General features: G+C 58.8%; 18 protein-coding genes and 1 pseudogene. 12 read left to right on the top strand and 7 right to left on the bottom strand.

What is annotated here, in order from left to right:
• Positions 1-17: 17 nt before the first annotated feature.
• Positions 18-2,612, bottom strand: coding sequence for a bifunctional aconitate hydratase 2/2-methylisocitrate dehydratase (gene acnB, locus ACESMW_RS07410; protein WP_372986436.1), 2,595 nt, complete (start codon positions 2,610-2,612; stop codon positions 18-20).
• A 255-nt stretch (positions 2,613-2,867) separates the two neighbouring features.
• Here acnB and ACESMW_RS07405 point away from each other — a divergent pair, with 255 nt between their 5' ends.
• On the top strand, positions 2,868-3,473 hold the full coding sequence (locus tag ACESMW_RS07405; protein ID WP_372986435.1) for a tRNA-(ms[2]io[6]A)-hydroxylase: 606 nt from the start codon (positions 2,868-2,870) through the stop codon (positions 3,471-3,473).
• A 196-nt stretch (positions 3,474-3,669) separates the two neighbouring features.
• Here the strand turns inward: ACESMW_RS07405 and ACESMW_RS07400 are convergent, their stop codons facing one another.
• Positions 3,670-4,554 (bottom strand): LysR family transcriptional regulator, encoded by an 885-nt coding sequence (locus ACESMW_RS07400; RefSeq protein ID WP_343810422.1) that lies wholly within the window; start codon positions 4,552-4,554, stop codon positions 3,670-3,672.
• A 142-nt stretch (positions 4,555-4,696) separates the two neighbouring features.
• Here ACESMW_RS07400 and ACESMW_RS07395 point away from each other — a divergent pair, with 142 nt between their 5' ends.
• Complete coding sequence (locus ACESMW_RS07395) at positions 4,697-5,467, top strand: ferredoxin--NADP reductase (RefSeq protein WP_372986411.1); 771 nt, start codon at positions 4,697-4,699, stop codon at positions 5,465-5,467.
• A gap of 41 nt (positions 5,468-5,508) precedes the next feature.
• Here ACESMW_RS07395 and ACESMW_RS07390 read toward each other — a convergent pair whose 3' ends face one another.
• Positions 5,509-6,381, bottom strand: coding sequence for an ion transporter (locus ACESMW_RS07390; RefSeq protein WP_372986410.1), 873 nt, complete (start codon positions 6,379-6,381; stop codon positions 5,509-5,511).
• A gap of 100 nt (positions 6,382-6,481) precedes the next feature.
• On the opposite strand from ACESMW_RS07390, the gene ACESMW_RS07385 reads away from it, so the two are divergent.
• Positions 6,482-7,132, top strand: a complete 651-nt coding sequence (locus ACESMW_RS07385; RefSeq protein ID WP_372986409.1) for an OmpW/AlkL family protein — start codon at positions 6,482-6,484, stop codon at positions 7,130-7,132.
• Positions 7,133-7,202: 70 nt separating this feature from the next.
• Here ACESMW_RS07385 and ACESMW_RS07380 read toward each other — a convergent pair whose 3' ends face one another.
• Positions 7,203-10,199, bottom strand: coding sequence for a hypothetical protein (locus tag ACESMW_RS07380; RefSeq protein WP_372986408.1), 2,997 nt, complete (start codon positions 10,197-10,199; stop codon positions 7,203-7,205).
• A 197-nt stretch (positions 10,200-10,396) separates the two neighbouring features.
• Between ACESMW_RS07380 and ACESMW_RS07375 the strand changes: the two genes are divergently transcribed.
• Genes ACESMW_RS07375 through ACESMW_RS07360 form a run of 4 tightly spaced genes read left to right on the top strand, consistent with a single transcriptional unit; the run spans position 10,397 to position 14,020 of the window.
• Complete coding sequence (locus tag ACESMW_RS07375; RefSeq protein WP_372986407.1) at positions 10,397-11,647, top strand: efflux RND transporter periplasmic adaptor subunit; 1,251 nt, start codon at positions 10,397-10,399, stop codon at positions 11,645-11,647.
• Positions 11,644-12,390: an ABC transporter ATP-binding protein gene (locus ACESMW_RS07370; protein WP_372986406.1), complete on the top strand. Its 747-nt coding sequence runs from the start codon at positions 11,644-11,646 to the stop codon at positions 12,388-12,390. The genes ACESMW_RS07375 and ACESMW_RS07370 overlap by 4 nt, the downstream gene beginning before the upstream one ends.
• On the top strand, positions 12,387-13,595 hold the full coding sequence (locus tag ACESMW_RS07365) for an ABC transporter permease (protein WP_372986405.1): 1,209 nt from the start codon (positions 12,387-12,389) through the stop codon (positions 13,593-13,595). Before ACESMW_RS07370 ends, ACESMW_RS07365 begins: the two co-directional genes overlap by 4 nt.
• 32 nt (positions 13,596-13,627) lie before the next feature.
• Positions 13,628-14,020 carry an acyl-CoA thioesterase gene (locus ACESMW_RS07360; RefSeq protein WP_372986404.1) on the top strand — a complete coding sequence of 131 codons (393 nt, stop codon included), beginning with the start codon at positions 13,628-13,630 and terminating at the stop codon, positions 14,018-14,020.
• Between the two features lie 63 nt (positions 14,021-14,083).
• On the opposite strand, the gene ACESMW_RS07355 is transcribed toward ACESMW_RS07360, so the two are convergent.
• The gene (locus ACESMW_RS07355) at positions 14,084-14,662 is read right to left on the bottom strand and encodes an outer membrane beta-barrel protein (protein ID WP_372986403.1); all 579 of its coding nucleotides are present in this window, start codon (positions 14,660-14,662) and stop codon (positions 14,084-14,086) included.
• A 282-nt stretch (positions 14,663-14,944) separates the two neighbouring features.
• On the opposite strand from ACESMW_RS07355, the gene ACESMW_RS07350 reads away from it, so the two are divergent.
• Positions 14,945-15,496 carry a peroxiredoxin gene (locus ACESMW_RS07350; protein ID WP_372986402.1) on the top strand — a complete coding sequence of 184 codons (552 nt, stop codon included), beginning with the start codon at positions 14,945-14,947 and terminating at the stop codon, positions 15,494-15,496.
• Positions 15,472-16,368 (top strand): hypothetical protein, encoded by an 897-nt coding sequence (locus tag ACESMW_RS07345; RefSeq protein WP_372986401.1) that lies wholly within the window; start codon positions 15,472-15,474, stop codon positions 16,366-16,368. Before ACESMW_RS07350 ends, ACESMW_RS07345 begins: the two co-directional genes overlap by 25 nt.
• On the opposite strand, the gene ACESMW_RS07340 is transcribed toward ACESMW_RS07345, so the two are convergent.
• Complete coding sequence (locus tag ACESMW_RS07340) at positions 16,363-17,088, bottom strand: UDP-2,3-diacylglucosamine diphosphatase (protein WP_372986400.1); 726 nt, start codon at positions 17,086-17,088, stop codon at positions 16,363-16,365. The two genes, ACESMW_RS07345 and ACESMW_RS07340, sit on opposite strands and share 6 nt — an antisense overlap.
• On the bottom strand, positions 17,085-17,585 hold the full coding sequence (locus ACESMW_RS07335) for a peptidylprolyl isomerase (RefSeq protein ID WP_092000076.1): 501 nt from the start codon (positions 17,583-17,585) through the stop codon (positions 17,085-17,087). Before ACESMW_RS07335 ends, ACESMW_RS07340 begins: the two co-directional genes overlap by 4 nt.
• Before the next feature lie 136 nt (positions 17,586-17,721).
• Here ACESMW_RS07335 and ACESMW_RS07330 point away from each other — a divergent pair, with 136 nt between their 5' ends.
• From ACESMW_RS07330 to ACESMW_RS07320, 3 genes and pseudogenes are all read left to right on the top strand, one after another.
• The gene (locus ACESMW_RS07330) at positions 17,722-19,401 is read left to right on the top strand and encodes a glutamine--tRNA ligase/YqeY domain fusion protein (protein ID WP_372986399.1); all 1,680 of its coding nucleotides are present in this window, start codon (positions 17,722-17,724) and stop codon (positions 19,399-19,401) included.
• Complete coding sequence (gene cysS, locus ACESMW_RS07325) at positions 19,398-20,786, top strand: cysteine--tRNA ligase (protein ID WP_372986398.1); 1,389 nt, start codon at positions 19,398-19,400, stop codon at positions 20,784-20,786. The genes ACESMW_RS07330 and cysS overlap by 4 nt, the downstream gene beginning before the upstream one ends.
• A 64-nt stretch (positions 20,787-20,850) precedes the next feature.
• Positions 20,851-21,665 (top strand): annotated as a pseudogene (locus tag ACESMW_RS07320) (malate synthase G); the annotation flags it as partial.

The raw sequence follows: 21,665 nt of genomic DNA, 5'->3' as shown, positions 1-21,665 counted from the left end.
GTTACTCTAAAAACGACTTAGGCAACGTTGGCCTCGGACGCTTTCTTGGTGTACTCCTCCATCTGGTCGAAGTTGAGATAACGGTAGATCTCTTTCGACATGCTGTTCAGGTCCTTGGCGTACTCCATGTACTCCTGCGGAGTCGGGAGTTTGCCCAGTACCGCGCCCACAGCTGCCAGTTCCGCAGAGGTCAGGTACACGTTGGCACCATCACCCAGACGGTTCGGGAAGTTACGGGTGGAGGTGGACAGAACAGTCGACTTCGGAGCCACACGTGCCTGGTTACCCATGCACAGGGAGCAGCCCGGCATCTCGGTGCGAACACCGGCGGTGCCGTAGGTGTTGAAGTAGCCTTCTTCCATCAGCTGCTGCTGGTCCATCTTGGTCGGCGGAGACATCCACAGGCGGGTGCTCAGGGCGCCCTTGTGTTGCTCCAGCAGCTTACCAGCGGCACGGAAGTGACCGATGTTGGTCATGCAGGAACCGATGAACACTTCGTCCACCTTGTCGCCAGCAACTTCGGACAGGAACTTGGCGTCGTCCGGGTCGTTCGGGCAGCAAACGATCGGCTCCTTGATGTCGGCCAGATCGATCTCGATCACGTGAGAGTATTCTGCGTCCTTGTCGGCACGCATCAGCTTCGGATCCTTCAGCCACTCCTCCATCTGCTGGGCGCGACGCTCCAGGGTGCGCGGATCGCCGTAACCTTCGGCAATCATCCAGCGCAGCATGGTGATGTTGGAACGCAGGTACTCGGCCACGGACTCTTCGGACAGGTTGATGGTACAACCGGCAGCGGAACGCTCGGCGGAGGCGTCTGACAGTTCGAACGCCTGCTCGACGGTCAGGTGCTCCAGACCTTCGATTTCCAGGATGCGACCGGAGAATTCGTTGATCTTGCCCTTCTTCTCAACGGTCAGCATGCCCTGCTTGATGCCGTACAGCGGGATGGCGTGTACCAGGTCACGCAGGGTGATGCCCGGCTGCATTTCGCCCTTGAAGCGAACCAGAACAGACTCTGGCATATCCAGCGGCATTACGCCGGTAGCGGCAGCAAACGCAACCAGACCGGAGCCGGCCGGGAAGGAGATGCCCATCGGGAAACGGGTGTGGGAGTCACCACCGGTACCGACGGTGTCCGGCAGCAGCATGCGGTTCAGCCAGGAGTGGATGATACCGTCGCCCGGACGCAGGGACACACCGCCACGGGTGCGGATGAAGTCCGGCATGGTGTGCTGCATCTCAACGTCAACCGGCTTCGGATACGCAGCAGTGTGACAGAAGGACTGCATGACCAGATCGGCCTGGAAGCCCAGACAGGCCAGGTCTTTCAGCTCGTCACGGGTCATCGGGCCAGTGGTGTCCTGGGAGCCGACGGTGGTCATGTGCGGCTCGCAGTAGGTGTTCGGACGAACGCCTTTGCCTTCTTCGAGGCCACAGGCCTTGCCGACCATCTTCTGGGCCAGGGTGAAGCCTTTGGTGCCGGCTTCCGGATCCTTCGGCAGACGGAAGATGTCAGTAGCACCCATGCCCAGGGCCTGGCGAGCCTTGTTGGTCAGGCCACGACCGATGATCAGCGGGATACGACCGCCGGCCTGTACTTCGTCCAGGATTACGTCAGACTTGAACTTGAACTCGGAGATGGTCTCGCCGGCTTCGTTCAGGATCTTGCCTTCGTAAGGGCGAATTTCGATCACGTCGCCCATGTTCATGTCGTCGACCGGGGCTTCGAAGACCAGAGCACCGGCATCTTCCATGGTGTTGAAGAAGATCGGGGCGACCTTGCTGCCGATACAGACACCGCCGGCACGCTTGTTCGGCACGCCCGGGATGTCCTCACCGAAGAACCACAGAACAGAGTTGGTGGCAGACTTACGGGAAGAACCGGTACCGACCACGTCACCTACGAAGGCAACCGGCAGGCCCTTGGATTTGATTTCGTCGATCTGGCTCATCGGGCCGGTAACGCCGGGCTCTTCCGGCTTCAGGCCGTCACGTTCCATCTTGTAGGCAGCGCGGGCGTGCAGCGGGATGTCCGGGCGGGACCAGGCATCCGGAGCCGGGGACAGGTCATCGGTGTTGGTTTCGCCGGTTACCTTGAACACAACCATCTTGGTGCTCTCGGGAACCTTCTTCTTGTTGGTGAACCACTCGGCATTGGCCCAGGATTCAACAACAGCCTTGGCGACGGCGTTGCCGGCGTCCATCTTTTCCTTCACGTCGTTGAAGGCGTCGAACATCAGCAAGGTTTTCTTCAGCTGCTCACCAGCCAGTTCGGCCAGTTCGCCGTCGTCCAGCAGCTCAACCAGAGTCTCGATGTTGTAGCCACCCTGCATCATGCCCAGCAGCTTTACAGCGTATTCCTTGCTGATCAGCGGGGAAGTGGCTTCACCCTTGGCGATGGCAGACAGGAAGGCGGCTTTCACGTAAGCGGCTTCGTCCACACCCGGCGGAATGCGGTTTTCCAGGAGGTATACCAGGGTTTCCTCTTCACCCGCCGGCGGGTTCTTCAGCAGCTCAACCAGGGCTGCGGTCTGCTCGGCGTTCAGGGGCTTGGGCGGGATACCCAGGGCTTCACGTTCGGCAACGTGTTCACGATAGGCTTCTAACACGATATGGACCCTCATCAGTTGGAATGTCCCGCGGCTGGCATCATGCCTGGCGGGAGTTTTATGGCGAAAAGGCCACGGGAGCCTCTGAATAACACCTCAAATCACCGATGGGGTTTCAGGATTTATTCAGAGACTCCCTGAACTGGCGCTGCATTCTATAGGAAACCCCTTATAAAGTTAAGTTGGACAGAGGTCGGAGGAATCTGCTAAGTGCGCTATACTCCCGCCTCCCGAATTTTCAGCCTGAAATCCGATATGACCGACGCCCTGCAAGAGATTCACGATTTCCTCCCGTGCCGTACCCCGCAGAAGTGGATCGACAACGCTCTGGAAAACCAGGACCTGTTGCTGATCGACCATGCCCATTGCGAGAAGAAAGCGGCATCCACGGCGCTCAGCCTTATGTACCGCTACGTGGACAACAGCGACCTGCTGAACAAGATGTCCCGGCTGGCCAGGGAAGAGTTGCGCCATTTCGAGCAGGTGCTGGCGATCATGAACAGGCGCGGTGTGGACTATGGCCACCTGACACCGGCCCGTTATGCCGCCGGGTTGCGGCAGGCGGTGCGCACCGAGGATCCCGGTCGGCTGGTGGATGTGCTGATTGTCGGCGCGATCATCGAAGCCCGCTCCTGCGAGCGTTTTGCCGCCCTGGCGCCGTTCCTGGATGACAAGCTGGCGGACTTCTACAACGGTTTGCTGAAATCCGAGGCGCGGCATTACCAGGATTACCTGAAGCTGGCGGTGCAGGCCAATGGCGGACCCGTGGATGAGCGGGTGGGGGAGTTTCTGGCGATCGAGAAGGAGCTGATCGAGGCGCCGGATAGTGAGTTTCGCTTCCACAGTGGGCCGGTGGGCTAGCACGGGCCCGCTAATAAGTTGGGGTCAGATGAAAGCCTTCATCTGACCCCGTCTTAGATCTGCTTCGAGGGTTGCCTCAAGCTCAGAGCATCGGTCCAGGATGGGGTGAGAAGAAGGCTTTCTTCAGACCCCTGGTTCAGCGCTTCGGCCCAAAATGGGGTCTGATGAACGCTTTCATCTGACCCCGTCTTCATCGTTACTCCAACTCGCGGCAAAGCTGCATCCACGCATCAATCCCTGCACTCCGGTACTTCTGCTTGTGCAAAATAAAGTAGAACTGCCGGTCAAAGCGCCGGTGCTCAGGCACTTCCAGTGGCACCAGGCTCCCGCGGCGGAAGGCATCGACCAGGACCACCTGTGACAGGCAGCCGATGCCCAGGTCCGCTTCCACCGCCCGCTTGATTGCCTCGGTATGCTCCAGTTCCAGCAACACATTCAGATCCGGCAGCAGGCCGTGCATGCCGCGTTCGAAGCTCTGGCGGGTACCGGAGCCCTGTTCACGCATGATCCAGGTGGCTTCCCGCAGGTCGTCGTCGGTCAGTTTTCCCTTGCTGGCGAGGGGATGGGTCGGGGAGCAGAACACCACCAGTTCGTCCTCCCGCCAGGGAATCATCTCCAGCTCGGACGACTGCAGCTCCCCCTCGATCAGACCGATGTCCAGCTCAAAGTCCTTCACCCGCCGGGCAATGGTGCTGGTGTTGGCAACCTCCAGGGAGACCCGGGGCCGGGTAGGGGTATTCATGTATTGGGCCATGACGCCGACAGCCAGATAGTTACCGATAGTCAATGTGGCGCCGACCTTGAGGGCGCCTACTTCCGAGTGTTTGCTGAAGGCCTGCTCCAGTTCCCCGGCCTGGGCCAGTACCGATTCCACCTTGGGCCGGTAAAGGCGCCCGAGTTCGTTGAGCTGAAGGCGTTTGCCGACCCGGTCGAACAGCTGGATATCGAACTGGCTTTCCAGCTCCTTGAGCGCGCTGCTGGCTGCGGACTGGGACATGGCCAGGGAATCAGCGGCCCGGGTGATGTTCTGGAAGTGGGCGGCGGCGAGGAACACCTCAAGCTGACGGAAACTGAATTTCATAAGGAAGCGCCATAAATCGATTTTGTCGAATAAGGTTATGGGTATATCCCATTTCATCGATAGGTTAAACGTGGGTTACACTTCAGGCAATTGATATTCAGACGATTCACGCTTTTTGCTTGAGCGCAGGTACGAGGTTTACATGAGCAACCTGATGAAAGAAACAGTCACCAGCGTCCATCACTGGAACGACACCCTGTTCAGCTTCAAGACCAGCCGCGATCCGGGGTTCCGGTTCAAGAACGGTCATTTTGTGATGATCGGTCTCGAGACCGATGGCAAGCCGTTGATGCGCGCCTACAGCATCGCCAGCGCCAATTACGAGGAAGAGCTGGAATTCTTCTCCATCAAGGTACCGGATGGCCCCCTGACCTCGCGCCTGCAGCAGATCAAGCCGGGCGACGAAATCCTGCTCAGCAAGAAACCCACCGGTACCCTGGTACTGGATAACCTGTTGCCCGGCAAGAACCTCTGGCTGATCAGCACCGGCACCGGTCTGGCGCCGTTCATGAGCATCATCAAGGATCCGGAAGTCTACGAGGCGTTCGACAAGGTCATCCTCACCCACGGTGTGCGCTACATCTCCGAACTGGCCTATCAGAAGGAGATCGAGGAGCTGCCGGAGAATGAATTCTTTGGCGAGATGGTCAAGGGCAATTTGTTGTACTACCCGACGGTCACCCGCGAGCCGTTCCGCAACGAGGGCCGACTGACCGACGCCATGGAATCGGGCAAGATCACCCGGGATCTGGGGCTTCCGGATTTCAATCCGGACACCGACCGTTTCATGATCTGCGGCAGCCCGAGCATGCTCAAGGACACCTGCGCGATCCTGGACAAGATGGGATTCCGCGAGGCCCGGGGCGGGGATTTGGGTCATTACGTGATCGAACGGGCGTTTGTTGAGCAGTAAGCTCTCAGTCCGGCGAACCCGCACATGAAAGCCCCGGGGCCTCAGGCCTCGGGGCTTTTTGCTTTCTTGCGGGGGTCGATCGTGTCTTCGTCAAGCCAGGTCCCGCAGAATTTGCAGTAGCGAGCATCCCGTTCGTGGTGATCCCTGCCGCAGCCGGGGCAGGCCTCATGGGAATAGCGTTCTTCACGCAGCGCACGGATCACCTCCGCCGAGAAGATGCCCACGGGCAGAGCAATGATCGAGTAACCGATGAGCATGATGGCCACCGATATGAACTGCCCAAGAGGGGTGACGGGTGTGATATCGCCGTAGCCGACGGTTGTCAGGGTGACAATACCCCAGTAGATCGCCGTCGGAATACTGGTGAACCCCGCTTCGGAGGGTTCAATCAGGTAAAGGATTGAAGAAAAGATCGTTATCAGCATCAGGACGGTGAACAGGAACAGCAGAATCTGATGTTTGCTTCGGATCATGGCATCCAGCAGGAGCCTCTTTTCTCCCTCCAGTATCATCATGTCCATCACCCGGAACAGTCGCAAAGCCCTGAGCAGCCGGACCACAATCAGAGTGTGGGTGCCGGGCACGATCAGTGTCAGCCACGTTGGCAGGATGGCAAGCAGATCGATGATGCCATAAAAGCTTTTGAGGTAGAGCGAGGGCTTCTGTAAGGAATATATGCGCAGGGCCAGTTCAATGGTGAAGAGCACGGTAATGCACCATTCGGCGTAGAAAAACAGATCTCCGTAACGCTGGTGATAGCCTTCGATGCTGTCCAGCATGACAATGCCGACACTCAGGAAAATCAGTATGACCAGGGCGATATCAAAAGCCTTGGCCGCGCGGGTGTCTGACTCGAACAGTAATTTGAAAATCCGGGTACGTAGGCCAAGCTTCGCAGGCTCAAGGTTTGGCATGCCTTGCAAACTCCATTTCATGGTCGGGGAGCTGATTTTGTCTAAACTCTAGATAGCGGTATCTCATCCCGTCAACAAACTTTCCTGGGAGGGAAACATCATGAAGGGATTTTCTGCAGCGAATCTGGCCAGTGCTGCTGTTGTTTCATTGCTGGGAGTCGCCGGCCCGGTTCACGCCGGAGCCGGTGATTTTTATGTCAGGGCCGGCGTCAGTGCCATGGACCCGGATACCGGCAGTGAGAGCTTTTCAGCCATATCCCGAAGCGGTGTGCAGTTGGACAGCGACGTCACCCTCGGCGGTACCCTGGGGTGGTTTGTCACGGACTCTGTGGCCCTGGAAATCAGTTCCTCGTTGCCGTACTCGCCGGACCTCGAAGGCAACCAACGGTTGAAGGATCTGGGCATTGGCAACATCGGGGACGTCAAATATGTGCCGACCTACCTCACCATGAACTTCTTCTTCCAGAATACCTCGGCGGTTACGCCGTACCTTGGCGGAGGGGTTGCCTTCAACAAGTTCTACGATGAGAACGCCAGGCTGTCCGGGCTTGATGTCAATCTGGACAGCACCTTCGATCCCACGGTGCTGGCGGGGGTTGAGCTGGATTTCGGTGTGCCGGTGTTGGTCAATTTCGACGTTCGCTACACCCTGCTGGACACAGATGCCAAGTTCTCCGGGGCGATTGACGAAACGGTTGAGATGGAGATCGATCCGGTGGTATTCACATTGGGCGTGGGCTACCGGTTCTGAGCCCGATTTAGAGCAGCGGAAACGAAGAAGGCCGGGAATTCCCGGCCTTCTTCGTTATGGTGTTGATGATTTATTGACGGAAGATCACCAGCCCACCGCCGCCATCGGCCACGTAGACCCGTCCATTCGCGATCGCGGTTCCAGTGGCTTCGCCCACGGTCTGCTGGTGTTCCATCAGCACCGGATTGGCCGGATCGCTCCAGTCGAGCTTGGCAACACCGGCTTCGCCATAGGCCACGTAGAACAGCAGTTTTGACTCGTCCAGGGTGTACCAGTGGCCATCACCATCAATCAGCAGGGTATCAGCCGGAAAGTACTGCGGTGTCATGTACAGGGCTTCGGGATCGGAATCTTCCAGTCCCGGTTCGGCCTGGAGCCGATACTGGGCGACCGCCTCGGGACGGTAGTCGTACCCGCCGCTTCCCATGGTCCAGATCTTGTTCGGCTCGACACCCTCCGGCAACGGCGCCAACAGGTCTTCAATGTTGTAGGCCAGCAGGCCAAAACCGCCGTAGCTGAAGTAGGCGTGATCTCCCACCACATCGACATCCACGCTACGACTATCCGCCTTGCCGATATGCACGGTTCCATCCAGCTCTTCCTCGATCTTGATCGGCTGGAAGATCTTGACCAGTTCCATGCCCGGGGTTACTCCGTCCACCAGAAGACCGGTCATGTCCACCACCGCGATGCCGGAATGGCCGGACGCGACGAAGGCATAGATCTTGCCGTCTTCAGGATTGGTCCAGAGTTCCACGCCGGAGGCGCGACCCAATAGAGGATTGCCAGTCGCTGAGCCCAGATTGGCAACCACGTGATTGCCTGTGCCGTCAGCCGGGTTCATGGTCATGTCGTACACGGTCAGACCGTTGCTGCCGTCGGCTACCACGGCGTAATTGTCATGGAAATCCACGTCGTAGGCATGGTCCTGCCGGCTGATATCGCCGTAGGAGCCTGTTGCCAGGTTGTGCTCGTAGAAGTCCGAGGGTTGCGGGGTCAGTAACAGCGGCGCGCCCGGGACACCCTGGCCAGCCTCTGCACCACTGACATCGACACGGCGCAGGCCCAGGCTCTGGGACATGACGTGGGCCAGGCTGCCTTCGCCGCCCAGGATCACGTTGTAGGCATGGGGTGTGGGATAAACGGTGGATCCATCGGGATTGTCCACCTCGTATTCATCGACCACGGTGTTGGCAACCACGTGCGGTTCGTCCAGGGCGTTACCATCGGCGTCCGCAATCTGCCATACGCTCATGCCATGGGGGCCGTCGGCCATGTAGAGATACTGCTGCGTGGCCGCCACGCCTTGAGTATGACCAACTGCCAGGGGCGAGGTTGGTGTGCCATCGGCATCGGCATAGGTTTCATTGGTACTGGCGAAATAGGCGGGGACCGTGAACTTGGTGCTCATGTCAGTCGCATCGGTGGTCAGATCGCCAAGGTCCATGAAGTTCAGGCCGCCGGCACCGGTGGCCTGAACCACATCCACAGCGCCGGTTGTGTCGCTGAGTGTGGGCATCAGAAACAGTGCGTTGCCATGGCCGCTGACTTCGCCGGTGACCAGAAGGCTCGGAGCTTCATACATCCAGATCGGCAGGGACTCATTATCGTCCGGGTCCCAGGCGCCCATGTCGTAGGAGGTGACGAACTCGTAGTCGGGCCAGTGCAACCGGTCCGGAAAAAGGTCGTTGTCATAGGGAGCCCCTGCCTGTTGCCAGTTTCCTGCCGGCGCATCAGCGTTCTCGAGGGCGACCAATCCAGCGAAGTGATCAGCATAGAAAACCCGGTTATTGGCTGTGTCCACCTCGACATCAATAACGCCAGCTTCCTTGAGCATGCCCACACCGAAGTAGGGGAACAGGCTTTGTGATTGCTCGCCGGTCGGCTCATCCGGGCCATGGGCAGGGACGGCCGGGGCATACCCTTGATAAGTAATACTGGCGAGATCAGTGGCATCTACCGCTACCAGGCCGGCCAGGCCATAGGCGAGGTAGACAATGGTCTGGCCGCCATCCCCGTATGTTTCGACATCGAGCTTGTTGGCCTTGTAGTAGTACTTGCCATAGCGGTCGAAATCCGCCCAGGGTGTCGCTGCGTCAACATCACCATGCCACACCTCCTGGATCTCGAACGATGCCTGGTTATGGTTGGGCATGCCGGTATCGGAGTCGAGGTACCCCAATCCATCAGCAGTTGTGCCGGTCTGGACCTCTGTTGTTACGTCCATATTGAGGAACCAGTCTTCGGAGACGCTGGTATCCGTATACAGGTTGTAGTAACCGATGCGGTCCAGGGTGGCCGGATCATAGACGCCAAGACCCAGGAAACCGATGGCGGCATACAGGTTGCCGTCAGCATGTAACTGCAAATCGGCGGGGGCACCCCATGGGTGTTCCCCTGAATACTGGAGGGTGTAGACCTCATCGTCGATAAGGAGCGTGCCATCATCCTCCAGCATCGGTGTCGCACTGATAACATTGGCGAGTGCTGTCCTGTGAATTCCGTAACTCTCGTCCGCAATCCAAAGATTGGTGTCATCGGCTTCCAGCGATTTGATAAAGCCATGACCCTCAATCACTACGTCCGTTACCAGATCACCTCCGCCTTCGGCGAAAACAATGCCGTCCTGGTAATAATTCACCGGCGTGGTATGCAACACCTGCATCGCCGCCGGATCGGTAATATCCACCACCGCAATGCCGGACTCACGCACTGCCGCCAATGCATAGGTGCGGCCCTCGTAGGGCACCACAAGAATATCCTGAATAAAGCTTTCCAGCTCGATTTCATGCACCGCTCCGGCGGTGGTCTGAATCGGAGTGATCGCCAGCCGGTTGGCCATGTTGTACACCGCCCAGTCGGTCCCATTGATGTCAGCACGTGCTGTCGCGGTGGTGGCACCACCGATCTGGACGACTTTTTCGGTGAGGAATGCCTCAACAATGGACTCGCCCTGGGGAGTACCCAGTGAGGCGTCATTATCGCTGCCACTACAGCCGGCCAGTGTTGTTACCAGACCCGCAGCCAGTATGCCTGGCACGACGGATCCCAGAATTTTACTACCCATAATTCAAATCTCCCTGGCTTTTTGTTGGCCATGCGGCCGAGCCTTGATACATATTGTGGGCAGAAACGTTGATGGCGCTGATGAGTTGGCCAAAAAATGCACGTCCTGTGATGGCAATATAGAAGCTACCCGGCAGATTGCATATTGACGTGTCTCAAGTCCGTGGCATATGTAATCCGATCTGGAAGGAGAAGTTGATGCAACAGGGAGACGAGGCGTCCCGGCAGGAAATGGCGGAGGAGGTCAATCGGGTTATACGTTCGGAGCGCAAGCGGGGCAGGGCCGGGCGGCTGATATGGCTGTTGGTGCTGGCAGCGCTGGCGGCAATTGCCGGTTGGTGGCTGTGGCCCGATGACGGCGAAGTGCAGTGGCGGACCCACAACCTGGACCGCGGCGATATGGTGTTGACAGCCACTGCCACCGGAAGCCTGGAACCCAAGAGTGAGGTTTCCGTGGGTGCTGAGATATCGGGGCTGATCACGCAGGTCCTGGTGGACGAGAACGACCAGGTGACCGAAGGCCAGGTTCTGGCTCTGTTCGACACCGATGAGCTGGAAGTGGCATTGGAACAGGCCGAAGCCCAGCTTGCCCTGTCACGGGCCTCAGTGGCAGAGGCTGAGGCTACCCTGCAGGAAGCGCAGGTGGATGAACGAAGAATCAGCGCATTGCGTGAGCGAGGTACTACTGCCCAGGCGGAGCTGGATGCCGCCGTAGCTGTTCGCAAGCGGGCAGAAGCGAAGCTGGCCTATGCCCTGGCCTCGGTGAGACAGGCCGAGGCTGCTGTGCTTCAGGCCCGCACCCGGCTCGAAAAAACGGTGATTACCTCTCCCATCAACGGCGTGGTTTTGCAGCGCAGTATCGAACCTGGTAATACCGTGGCGGCCAGTTTTCAGACACCGGTGCTGTTCCTGTTGGCCGAGGATCTGAAAGCCATGGAGCTTCACGTGTCCATGGACGAGGCCGATGTCGGGATGGTGGAAGCCGGTCAGATGGCAACTTTTACCGTGGATGCCTGGTCGGGTCGGGAGTTTTCTGCCGAAGTGCTCAAGGTTCACCTGTACCCGGCCGTCGAGAACAACGTGGTCACCTACACCACTGTGCTTTCCGTGGATAACAGCGAAGGGTTGCTCAAGCCGGGCATGACGGCCACCGCTACCATCGAAACCGGCCGTCGGGAGGATGTCCTGAGGGTGCCGAACATGGCATTCCGTTTTACCCCGCCGGCGACCGATGCCAGAGGTGGCGGCCTGTTCAGCCACCCCGGCGCCCGGGCCGGATCAAACCGATCCGGTCCCTCAAACACGGTTTGGGTGCTGCGCGACGGTGAGCCATCCCGGATGGTGGTAGAAACGGGGGCCTCCGATGGCCGCTACACGGAACTGCCCGGTGACGAGCTGGCGGAAGGTGACGAAGTGATTACCGGCATGCAGGCGGCGGTAACTCCATGATTGAACCAGGTAACGTTGGTGGGTCGGCCGTGCCGCAATCCGCGCCATCCGTGGTGGAGATGCGCGATATCTATAAGATCTACGGCAGCGCTGCAACCGAGGTTCGCGCCCTGGATGGTGTCAGCCTGAGCATCCGGGCCGGGGAGTTCGTTGCCATCATGGGGCCGTCGGGCTCGGGCAAGTCCACCTGCATGAACATTCTCGGTTGCCTGGATGTGCCCACCTCCGGGGAATACTGGTTCAGGGGGGTTGAGGTCGGTGGCCTCGACCGCGATGAGCTCGCCCTTTTGCGCCGCAACTTCATGGGCTTCGTGTTCCAGAGCTTCAACCTGCTGCCCCGCACCAGTGCCCTGAGTAACGTTGAACTGCCGCTGATTTATGAGGGAGTTCGGCCAGCGCGGCGTCATGAGTTGGCGATGAAGGCGCTCACCACCGTCGGACTCGTTGATCGGGCGCACGCAACGTCCGCCCAGCTTTCCGGTGGCCAGCAGCAACGGGTGGCGATAGCCCGGGCCCTGGTAACGGAGCCTCCGGTTTTGCTGGCGGATGAACCCACCGGCAATCTGGATACCGTCATGGCCGGGGAGATTATGAAGGAGCTCGTGTCCATCCGTGAACAGAAGGGAATCACGATCCTGATGGTAACCCATGAGCCGGATATCGCCCGCTATGCGGACCGGGTACTATTTTTCACCGATGGCAAGCTGATCCGGGACGGTGCGCCTGCGGAGGTGATTCCGTGAGAGCATTGGATACCCTGGGCATGTCGGTGCAGGCCATTGCCCGTAACAAACTGCGTTCGTTTCTTACAACCCTGGGCATCATCATTGGCGTGGCGAGTGTGGTGGCCATGGTGCACCTCGGGCAGTCCGCGACCCGCAGCGTGACTGAGCAGATTGCCAGCATCGGTTCCAACCTGTTGTTTGTCATGCCCGGGACTGCCCAGCGGGGACCCGGCGGACTTCGGACCAGTGCGGAGAATTTCGAACTGGCGGATGCAGAGGCTATCCGCAACGAGGTGGATGGCATCCTGGTGGCTCCGGCACTCACCACCAGTGCCACCGTGGTAATCGGTAATGCCAACGACACCATTCCGGTGATCGGAACCACCAACGAATATTTTGCTGTGCGCAACCACTACCTGGAGTATGGCCGCGAGTTCGAGGAGGGCGAGCTGTCTTCCGGTGCCGCGGTGTGCATCATCGGCAAGACCCTGATCGAGGAAATGTTCCTGGGGCAGGAACCGCTGGGATCAAACATCCGGGTAGGGCGTACCGCCTGCCGGGTCATCGGTGTGCTGGAAGAGAAGGGCGAGTCCATGGGCCAGGACCGGGACAAGACCATCCTGATGCCGGTCAAGGCAGTCCAGCGCCGGCTGGTGGGTGAGCTGGACGTCAGCGCAATCTACGTGTCCGCGCTGGTGGATGGCTCCACGGGGCTGGTGCAGGACCAGATAGAATCCCTGTTGCGCCAGCGCCGCAATCCGGTCAACGGCGGTGCTGACGATTTCTATGTCCGGGATACCCAGGACATTGCCCAGACCCTGGAGAGTACCACTAACACCCTGACAATCCTGCTGGGCGCTATCGCGGCCGTCAGTCTTTTGGTGGGGGGCATCGGCATCATGAATATCATGCTGGTGTCGGTCACCGAGCGCACCCGGGAAATCGGAATCAGGCTGGCAATCGGGGCCCGGGCCCGGGATGTGCTCACGCAGTTCCTCGTTGAATCCATCGCCCTGTCCACACTCGGCGGCCTCATCGGTCTCGTTATCGGCGTAAGTGGCACCTGGTTGGTCACCTGGCAGCTGAACATGCCTTTCGTGATTTCGCCGACCGTGATGGCCGTGGGTTTTTCCTTTTCCGTGGCGATCGGCGTCATCTTCGGGTATTTTCCTGCGCGTAAAGCCGCCATGCTCAACCCCATCGATGCGCTGCGGCACGAATAACCCGCACAGAGACATAGAGACAGGAAACGAGGATGTTCACACTCGAGATTGAACCCAGGTTCAGCGACACAGACGCCCTGGGCCATATCAGCAACACGTCATTGCCGGTCTGGTTCGAACAGGGCCGGACGCCCATCTTCCGTATTTTTCACCCGACACTGGAAGTGAAAACCTGGCCCCTGATCCTGGCCCGCCTGGAAATCGATCTGCTGGCCCAAAGCTACTGGCACATGCCGGTGGAAATCCGCACCGGAATCGGCGAGATCGGAAACAGTTCGTTCCGCGTGATCCAGGAAGCCTGGCAGGACGGCAAGAAGATTGCCCGTGGTGTGTCGGTGCTGATCCACTTCGACTACGAGCACGAGAAATCGGTTCCGATTCCCGAAGAAATCAAGGCGAAACTGGCCGAGCATGTCATGGAGTGATGGGGTATTGCAGGGCCCTGTCCGAAACAGGGCCCGACGGTTCTGGATAGATATCGAGAGATATCAGAACCGGTAGGTGGCACCGATGCTCAGGACATCGATGTCGTAGGTGTCGAAGCGGCCTACGATAGCCAGGTTGTTTTGCAGGTTGTAGCGGGCGCCAATGCCCACGCCGAGTTCGATGCTGGAATCGCTGCCAGAGCCGAATTCAGTGTCAACTTCAGCGTCCACGTAAACCAGGCCGGCCCTGCCCAGCAGTTCCAGTCCCTTGACCTGCTCATCCAGGTTCAGGGTGTAGGTGGCGTAGCCGCCGAGGCCGAAGTAGCTTGCTTCGAACTTGTAATTGTTGCCAAAGCCATCGGAGTAACTCTGCTCCGCATCCGCAGCAGTCAGTGTCAGCTCAGCTTCTGCACCCAGGCCCGGCAGAACCTGGTCCAGAGCCGTACCAAAGGTGCCGGCAATAACAATGGCATCATCGCTCAGACCCATATCGGCGAAGCCCAGGCGTGCTTCCGCATAACCGTTTGCGACCAGATCGTTGGTGGTCAGGCCGTTGGAACCGGAGGTGCCGTGGTTATCCGCGTGGGCAACGCCGGAAGCCAGGGCAGCGCACAGAGCCGAGCAAATCAATGCGTTCTTCATACTACATCCTTTTTTGATTTTTGACGTCCGGACCGGGCGGGGCCGGTGCCGGAGCGCAGACTCTATATAAGCAAACGGCATAAATCGGTAATAAATTCGTAACATTTTGAAATGCTTCACAGAAATAATGGTGGCTAACTGAACCGGAAACTCCTGGAATCTGAAGGAATGTTAAGCGGGGGGTCATTACTCCGGACAGCCGGGTGCTTCATAATGGCGTTTGCTGAACCAAACGCCGGTCACCGTGGTATAACCGGGTTCATGCCACAGGAGACAACAACCATGACAAGCATCCCCGAGAATACCCCGGCGCCAGTGGACGACGGTGCCTGTGATCACCTGAAAGGACAGGCCCTGCCGAATGTCACGCTGACCAGCTCTGAGGCGCGCCCGGTAAATGTGGGCAGTCTGGCGGGCACCGTGGTGCTTTACTTCTATCCCCGCACCGGGCGCCCGGACCGGCCATCCCCGGATGGGTGGGCACAAATTCCGGGAGCCTTGGGCTGCACACCGCAGGCCTGCGCATTCCGGGATCATCATCAGGAGCTGGCTGAGCTGGGTGCACAGGTTTTTGGAGTGAGTACCCAGGATATGGCATACCAGCAGGAGGCCATCGATCGACTGGGGATCTCGTTTGAACTGCTGAGTGATGAGAACCTGGCGCTGGCACAGGCACTGGAGCTTCCGCTGTTTACCGTTGAAGGCGTGACCCTGAACAAGCGGGTGACGCTCATTGCCAAAGATGGCGAAATCCAGAAAGTGTTCTATCCGGTGTTTCCGCCGGATGATCATGTCTATGAGGTGATTGATTGGTTAAAGCATTCTTCCCGCTGATTCTGCTGCTCTCTTCCTTCATCCTGGCCGGTTGTGATTCCGGCCCGGAAAACGAGGAGACCGCTGAATCCAGTCAGCCAGCAGAGGAAACCGAAACTGCCGCGCCTGCAACGGGCGCGGATATTTCCCTGGCTCTCAAGCCTGCCCAGATGGACTGGGTCGGTCAGAAGATTTTCCAGAACGAGTGTGCCGGCAAGTTGAAGTGCCTGGTGCACTGGAACGAGGGGGAGGCTTTCCCGTCATTGGGTATAGGGCACTTCATCTGGTATCCGGAAGGGGTGGATGGACGTTTTGTCGAGAGTTTTCCCAAGCTGATCCAGTATATGACCCAGCGCCAGGCGGCGGTGCCGGACTGGCTGATGAATCTTGAGCCATTTGATGCGCCCTGGCCGGATCGGGAGACCTTTCTGGAGGTAGAAGATTCCACCCGAGTGGCGGAGTTAAGGGAGTTCCTGGCGGGTACCCAGGGTCTTCAGGCCGAATTCATCTTCCGCAGGGCCAGGGAGTCCCTGGACAAGGTGGTTGAAGCAGCGTCTGAGCAACATCGGGAGCGGATTACAGAGCATCTGGCGCAGCTGAGTGCAACGCCTGGTGGCGTCTACGCGGTCATGGATTACGTCAATTTCAAGGGCGAGGGGCTTGCCGTATCCGAGCGCTATAACGGCGAAGGCTGGGGCTTGCTGCAGGTTCTGCTTGAGATGAGTCCTGAGCAGGAGCAGGCCGCGCTGGACGCCTTCCGGTCAGCGGCCGGGGAAGTGCTCACCCGCCGTGCCGAAAATGCGGAGAATCCGATCGAGCGTGAGCGCTGGCTGCCAGGCTGGCTAAGACGGCTCGAGACCTATCGCGAGCCGTCCGAAGCCCCGTCGTCATAACGGGGCTTTGTTCAGCTCCGGCTCCTTGCCCGACTCCACTTCCAGCCACCAGACGTACTGGTGCCAGTCACCAAGGACGATGCGGCGTGCATCCTCCCCATTGGCTTGCAGTTCGTGGATGGCGGGCCGGTGGGTGTGGCCGTGGATCAGGCGCTGGACGCCATGGGCCTCCATCTCCTTCACAACTTCTTCGGGTGTGACATCCATGATCGTTTCGGCCTTGCCCTGATTCTTGGCCATGGAGATTTCCCTCAACTGGCGGGCCATCTGCTGGCGGTCCTCCAGGGGGCGGGCGAGGATCATCTGCTGCCACTGAGGGTTGCGCATGTTGGCGCGGAACTTCTGGTATTCCACATCTGCGGTGCACAGGCTGTCGCCGTGCATCAGCAGGGTGGGGGTGCCGTAAAGATCCACCACAGTAGGATCATCCAGCAGGGTGGCGCCAGCACGGTTGCAGAAATCCTCACCGATCAGGAAGTCCCGGTTGCCGTGCATCAGGAAGATCTCGGTACCGCTCTCGTTCACTTCCTTCAGGGCGGCGGCGACGGTTTCCTGCAGGGGAGTGCGCTCGTCGTCACCGATCCAGGCCTCAAAGAAATCCCCAAGGATATACAAACGCTCCACACCCATGGCCTTATCCTTCAGGAAGGCCAGAAACGCGTCCGTGATGTCCGGACGCGACTCTTCCAGATGCAGATCGGAGATAAACAGCGTGGTCACGCGTCCTCCAGAACCTCGGCTTTCTCGATGATCACGTCCTCGGCGGGAACGTCCTGGTGGCCGGCGCGCATGGTGGTGCGCACGGCACGGATTTTGTTGACGGTATCCATACCATCAACCACCTTGCCGAATACGCAGTAGCCCCAGCCCTCGGCATTCTTGGCGGTGTGATCCAGGAAGCCGTTGTTCTCCACGTTGATGAAAAACTGGGCGGTGGCGGAATGCGGATCCATGGTCCGCGCCATGGCAATGGTGCCAACCATGTTGCTGAGGCCGTTGTCCGCTTCGTTCTGGATCGGCTCCCGGGTCTTGCGCGGGGTCATGCCCGGCTCGAAGCCGCCACCCTGAATCATGAAGTTGCTGATTACCCGGTGAAAGATCAGTCCGTCGTAGAAACCGTCACGAACATACTGTTCAAAGTTTTTGGCGGTTTCCGGGGCCTTGTCGTAGTCCAGTTCGAGCTTGATATCACCGAAATTGGTTTGCAGCAGAATCATCAGGGTTTCCTGTACAGGTTTATAGAGGTTTCAGGGCGCTATTGTACTCAAGAGTTTTGCGCTATGCATGAGTCCGGAAAGGATTTGTGAGTATAATACGCGGTTCAAGATTCAACCCCTGTCCAACAGAGATTGTATGAGCGCCGAGTCGAAGAAAGCCCACAATTTTATCCAGAGCCTGATCGAAGATGCCATTGCCAAAGGTGAGCACACCGGCAAAGTCGTCACCCGTTTCCCGCCGGAGCCGAACGGCTACCTGCACATTGGTCATGCCAAGTCCATCTGCCTGAATTTTGGCATTGCCGAGACCTTCGGCGGCGAGTGCAACCTGCGGTTTGACGACACCAATCCGGAAAAGGAAAACCAGGAGTACATCGACGCCATCAAGGCGGATGTGCACTGGCTTGGTTACGAATGGGCCGGTGAGGTCCGGTATGCCTCTGACTACTTTGATGCCCTCTACGAATTTGCCGAGGAGCTGATCCGCAACGGCAAGGCCTATGTCTGTGCGCTGTCCGCCGACGAGATGGCCGAATACCGGGGCACCCTGAAGGAGCCCGGCCGGAACAGCCCGTACCGGGACCGTCCGGTGGACGAGAACCTGCAGCTGTTCCGGGATATGCGGGATGGCAAGTACCAGAACGGTGAACTGGTGCTGCGGGCGAAGATCGACATGGCGTCTCCGAACATCAACCTGCGGGACCCGATCCTGTACCGGATCCGTTACGCCGATCATCACCAGACCGGCGACAAGTGGTGCATCTATCCGATGTACGACTACACCCATCCGATCTCCGATGCCATGGAGGGAATTACCCACTCCCTGTGCACCCTGGAATTCGAGGACCACCGGCCGCTGTACGACTGGGTGCTGGACAATATTTCCGTTCCCTGCCATCCGCGTCAGATCGAGTTTGCCCGACTGAACCTGAACTACACCATCACCTCCAAGCGCAAGCTCAAGCGCCTGGTGGACGAGGACTACGTGGATGGCTGGAATGACCCGCGCATGCCCACCATCTCAGGCATGCGGCGCCGTGGTTACACCCCGGAATCCATCCGCACCTTCTGCGACATGATCGGCGTGAACAAGGCTGGCGGCACCGTGGATGTGGGCATGCTCGAGCATGCCATTCGGGAGGATCTGAACACCCGTGCCCCGCGTGCCATGTGTGTGATGCGTCCGCTCAAGGTGACCCTGACCAACTATCCGGCAGACAAGACCGAAACCCTGACCCTGCCGGTTCACCCGCAGAACCCGGATATGGGCGAGCGGGAGGTTACCTGGAGCCAGGTGCTGTATATCGATCGGGAAGACTTCGCCGAGGAGCCGCCACGCAAGTGGAAGCGGCTGGCACCGGACCAGGCGGTGCGTCTGCGTGGCGGTTATGTCATGACCTGCCGGGAAATCATCCGCGACGACAGTGGTGAGATCGTTGAACTGAAGTGCGAGTATGATCCGAATACGCTCGGCGTGAACCCCGAAGGGTACAAACCCAATGGTGTGGTTCACTGGGTCTCCGCATCAGACAGTGTCGAAGCGGACATCAATGTCTACGACCGCCTGTTCAACCATGAATCCCCGGACAGCGACAAGGATGGTGATTTCATTGACCACCTGAATCCGGAATCCCTGGTGGTTCTGAAAGGCGCCCGGGTCGAGAAGGGGCTGGCGGACCCGCGCACGGACCTGCCGTACCAGTTCGAGCGTGAGGGCTACTTCTTCTGTGATCAGGAACAGACTTCAGCCGCCGGCCGCCCGGTATTCAACCGTACCGTCACCCTGCGGGATTCCTGGGGTAAGGGGGGCAAGTGATCCGAATCTACAACACGCTCACCCAGCAAAAAGAAGAGTTCCGGCCCATCGAGCCTGGCAAGGTGCGCATGTATGTCTGCGGCATGACCGTGTACGACTACTGTCACCTGGGCCACGCACGGGTACTGGTGGCTTTCGATGTGATTACCCGCTACCTGCGCCACCGGGGCTATGACGTCCACTACGTCCGGAACATCACGGATATTGACGACAAGATTCTGCGCCGGGCCGATGAGAATGGCGAGGTCTATTCGGACCTGACCGGGCGCATGATCCGTGCCATGCACGAGGACGAGGCCAAACTCGGCGTACTGTCTCCGGACGAGGAGCCCCGGGCCACTGCCTATATTGACGAGATCATTGCCATGATTCACAAGCTGGTCTCCAGTGGCCACGCTTACGCGGCAGAGAATGGCGACGTCTACTTTGCGGTGGAGTCCTTCCCGGACTACGGCAAGCTGAGCAAGAAAAAACTGGAAGACCTGGTGGCTGGCGCCCGGGTCGATGTCCAGGAGGCCAAACGGAGCCCGGCCGACTTTGCGCTCTGGAAAGCTGCCAAGGCGGGCGAGGTCAGCTGGCCTTCACCCTGGGGCGATGGCCGTCCTGGCTGGCACATTGAGTGCTCCGCCATGTCGACTCAGTGTCTGGGTGACACCTTTGACATTCATGGTGGCGGGCCGGACCTGCTGTTTCCGCATCATGAAAACGAAATCGCCCAGTCGGAGTGCGCTACCGGGCACAAGTTCGTTCATACTTGGATGCACGCTGGCGCCATTCGCGTGAACAAGGAGAAGATGTCCAAATCCCTGGGGAACTTCTTCACAATCCGCGAGATTCTGGACAAATATCCGGCCGAAGTCGTGCGTTACTTCCTGGTATCAAGCCATTACCGCAGTCAGGTGGACTACTCGGAAGATAACCTGGCCGAGGCAGGGCGAACGCTGACCAAGCTGTACCACGCTTTGCGAGGCATTGTTCCGGCCAAAGAGGCGGATGTGCCCGAAACCGAGCATGACCGCCGGTTCGCGGAAGTCATGGATGATGACTTCAACACTGCCGGGGCGATCGCCGTTTTGCACGGTGTGGCCAATGAGATCAATCAGCACCGTCGTGACGGTAACGAGGATGAGGCGAAGAACAGCGCCGCTGTGCTTGTTCGCCTTGGTGCTGTCCTCGGTCTGCTGCAGCAGGATCCGGAAGCCTTTTTCCAGGCTGATACCGGAGGCGAGCTGAGCGCTGAGGAAATCGAGGGGCTGATTCAGGCCAGGGCCGACGCCCGCAAGGCGAAAAACTTTGCCGAGGCCGACCGGATTCGCGACGAGCTCGCGGAGATGGGCATTATTCTGGATGATTCCAGGGAAGGCACGACCTGGCGCCGGGGGTAAACAGGGATCCAGGCTCCGACTATAAATGTGAGTCGGGAAATCAAACGCATTGAGGCAGACAACGATGACAGAACGCGTACAAATTGGCGGCATTCAGGTCGCGAAGAATCTGTATGATTTCGTAAACAACGAAGCGATTCCGGGTACCGGTGTCGATCCTGACAAATTCTGGGCAGAGTTCGACAAGATTGTGAACGAACTGGCCCCGCGCAACCGCGAACTGCTGGCAAAGCGTGACGCTATCCAGGAGAAAATGGACAGCTGGAACCGTGACCACAAGGGTCAGAAGCTGGACATGGCCGAATACAAGGCTTTCCTGAAAGACATCGGCTACCTCGTGGAAGAGCCGGCTGACTTCAAAATCTCCACTTCCAATGTCGACCCGGAAGTGGCCACCATGGCGGGCCCGCAGCTGGTGGTTCCGATCATGAACGCCCGTTTCGCCCTGAACGCGGCGAATGCCCGCTGGGGCAGCCTTTACGATGCCCTGTACGGCACCGATGCCATCTCAGAAGAAGGCGGCGCTGACAAGGGCCCGGGCTACAACCCGGTTCGTGGTGCCAAGGTGATCGAGTGGGCCCGTAACCTGCTGGACAGTTCTGCACCGCTGGCTTCCGGCAGCCACAAGGATGCAGCAAAATATTCCGTTGACGGCGGCAAGCTGGTCGTCAAGCTGCAAAACGGTGAGACCACCGGCCTGAAAGACGAGTCCGGTTTTGCAGGCTACACCGGCGCTGCCGACGCACCGACCGGCGTGCTGCTGGTCAAGAACGGCATGCACTTCGAGATCCAGATCGATGCCAGCCATCCGATCGGCAAGGACGACGGCGCGAACGTGAAGGATGTCCTGATGGAGTCCGCGCTGACCACCATCATGGA

Source organism: Marinobacter sp. (assembly GCF_041690455.1).
In the GTDB taxonomy this organism is placed as follows: Bacteria; Pseudomonadota; Gammaproteobacteria; order Pseudomonadales; family Oleiphilaceae; genus Marinobacter.
This window is presented reverse-complemented; position numbering and strand designations above follow the sequence as displayed.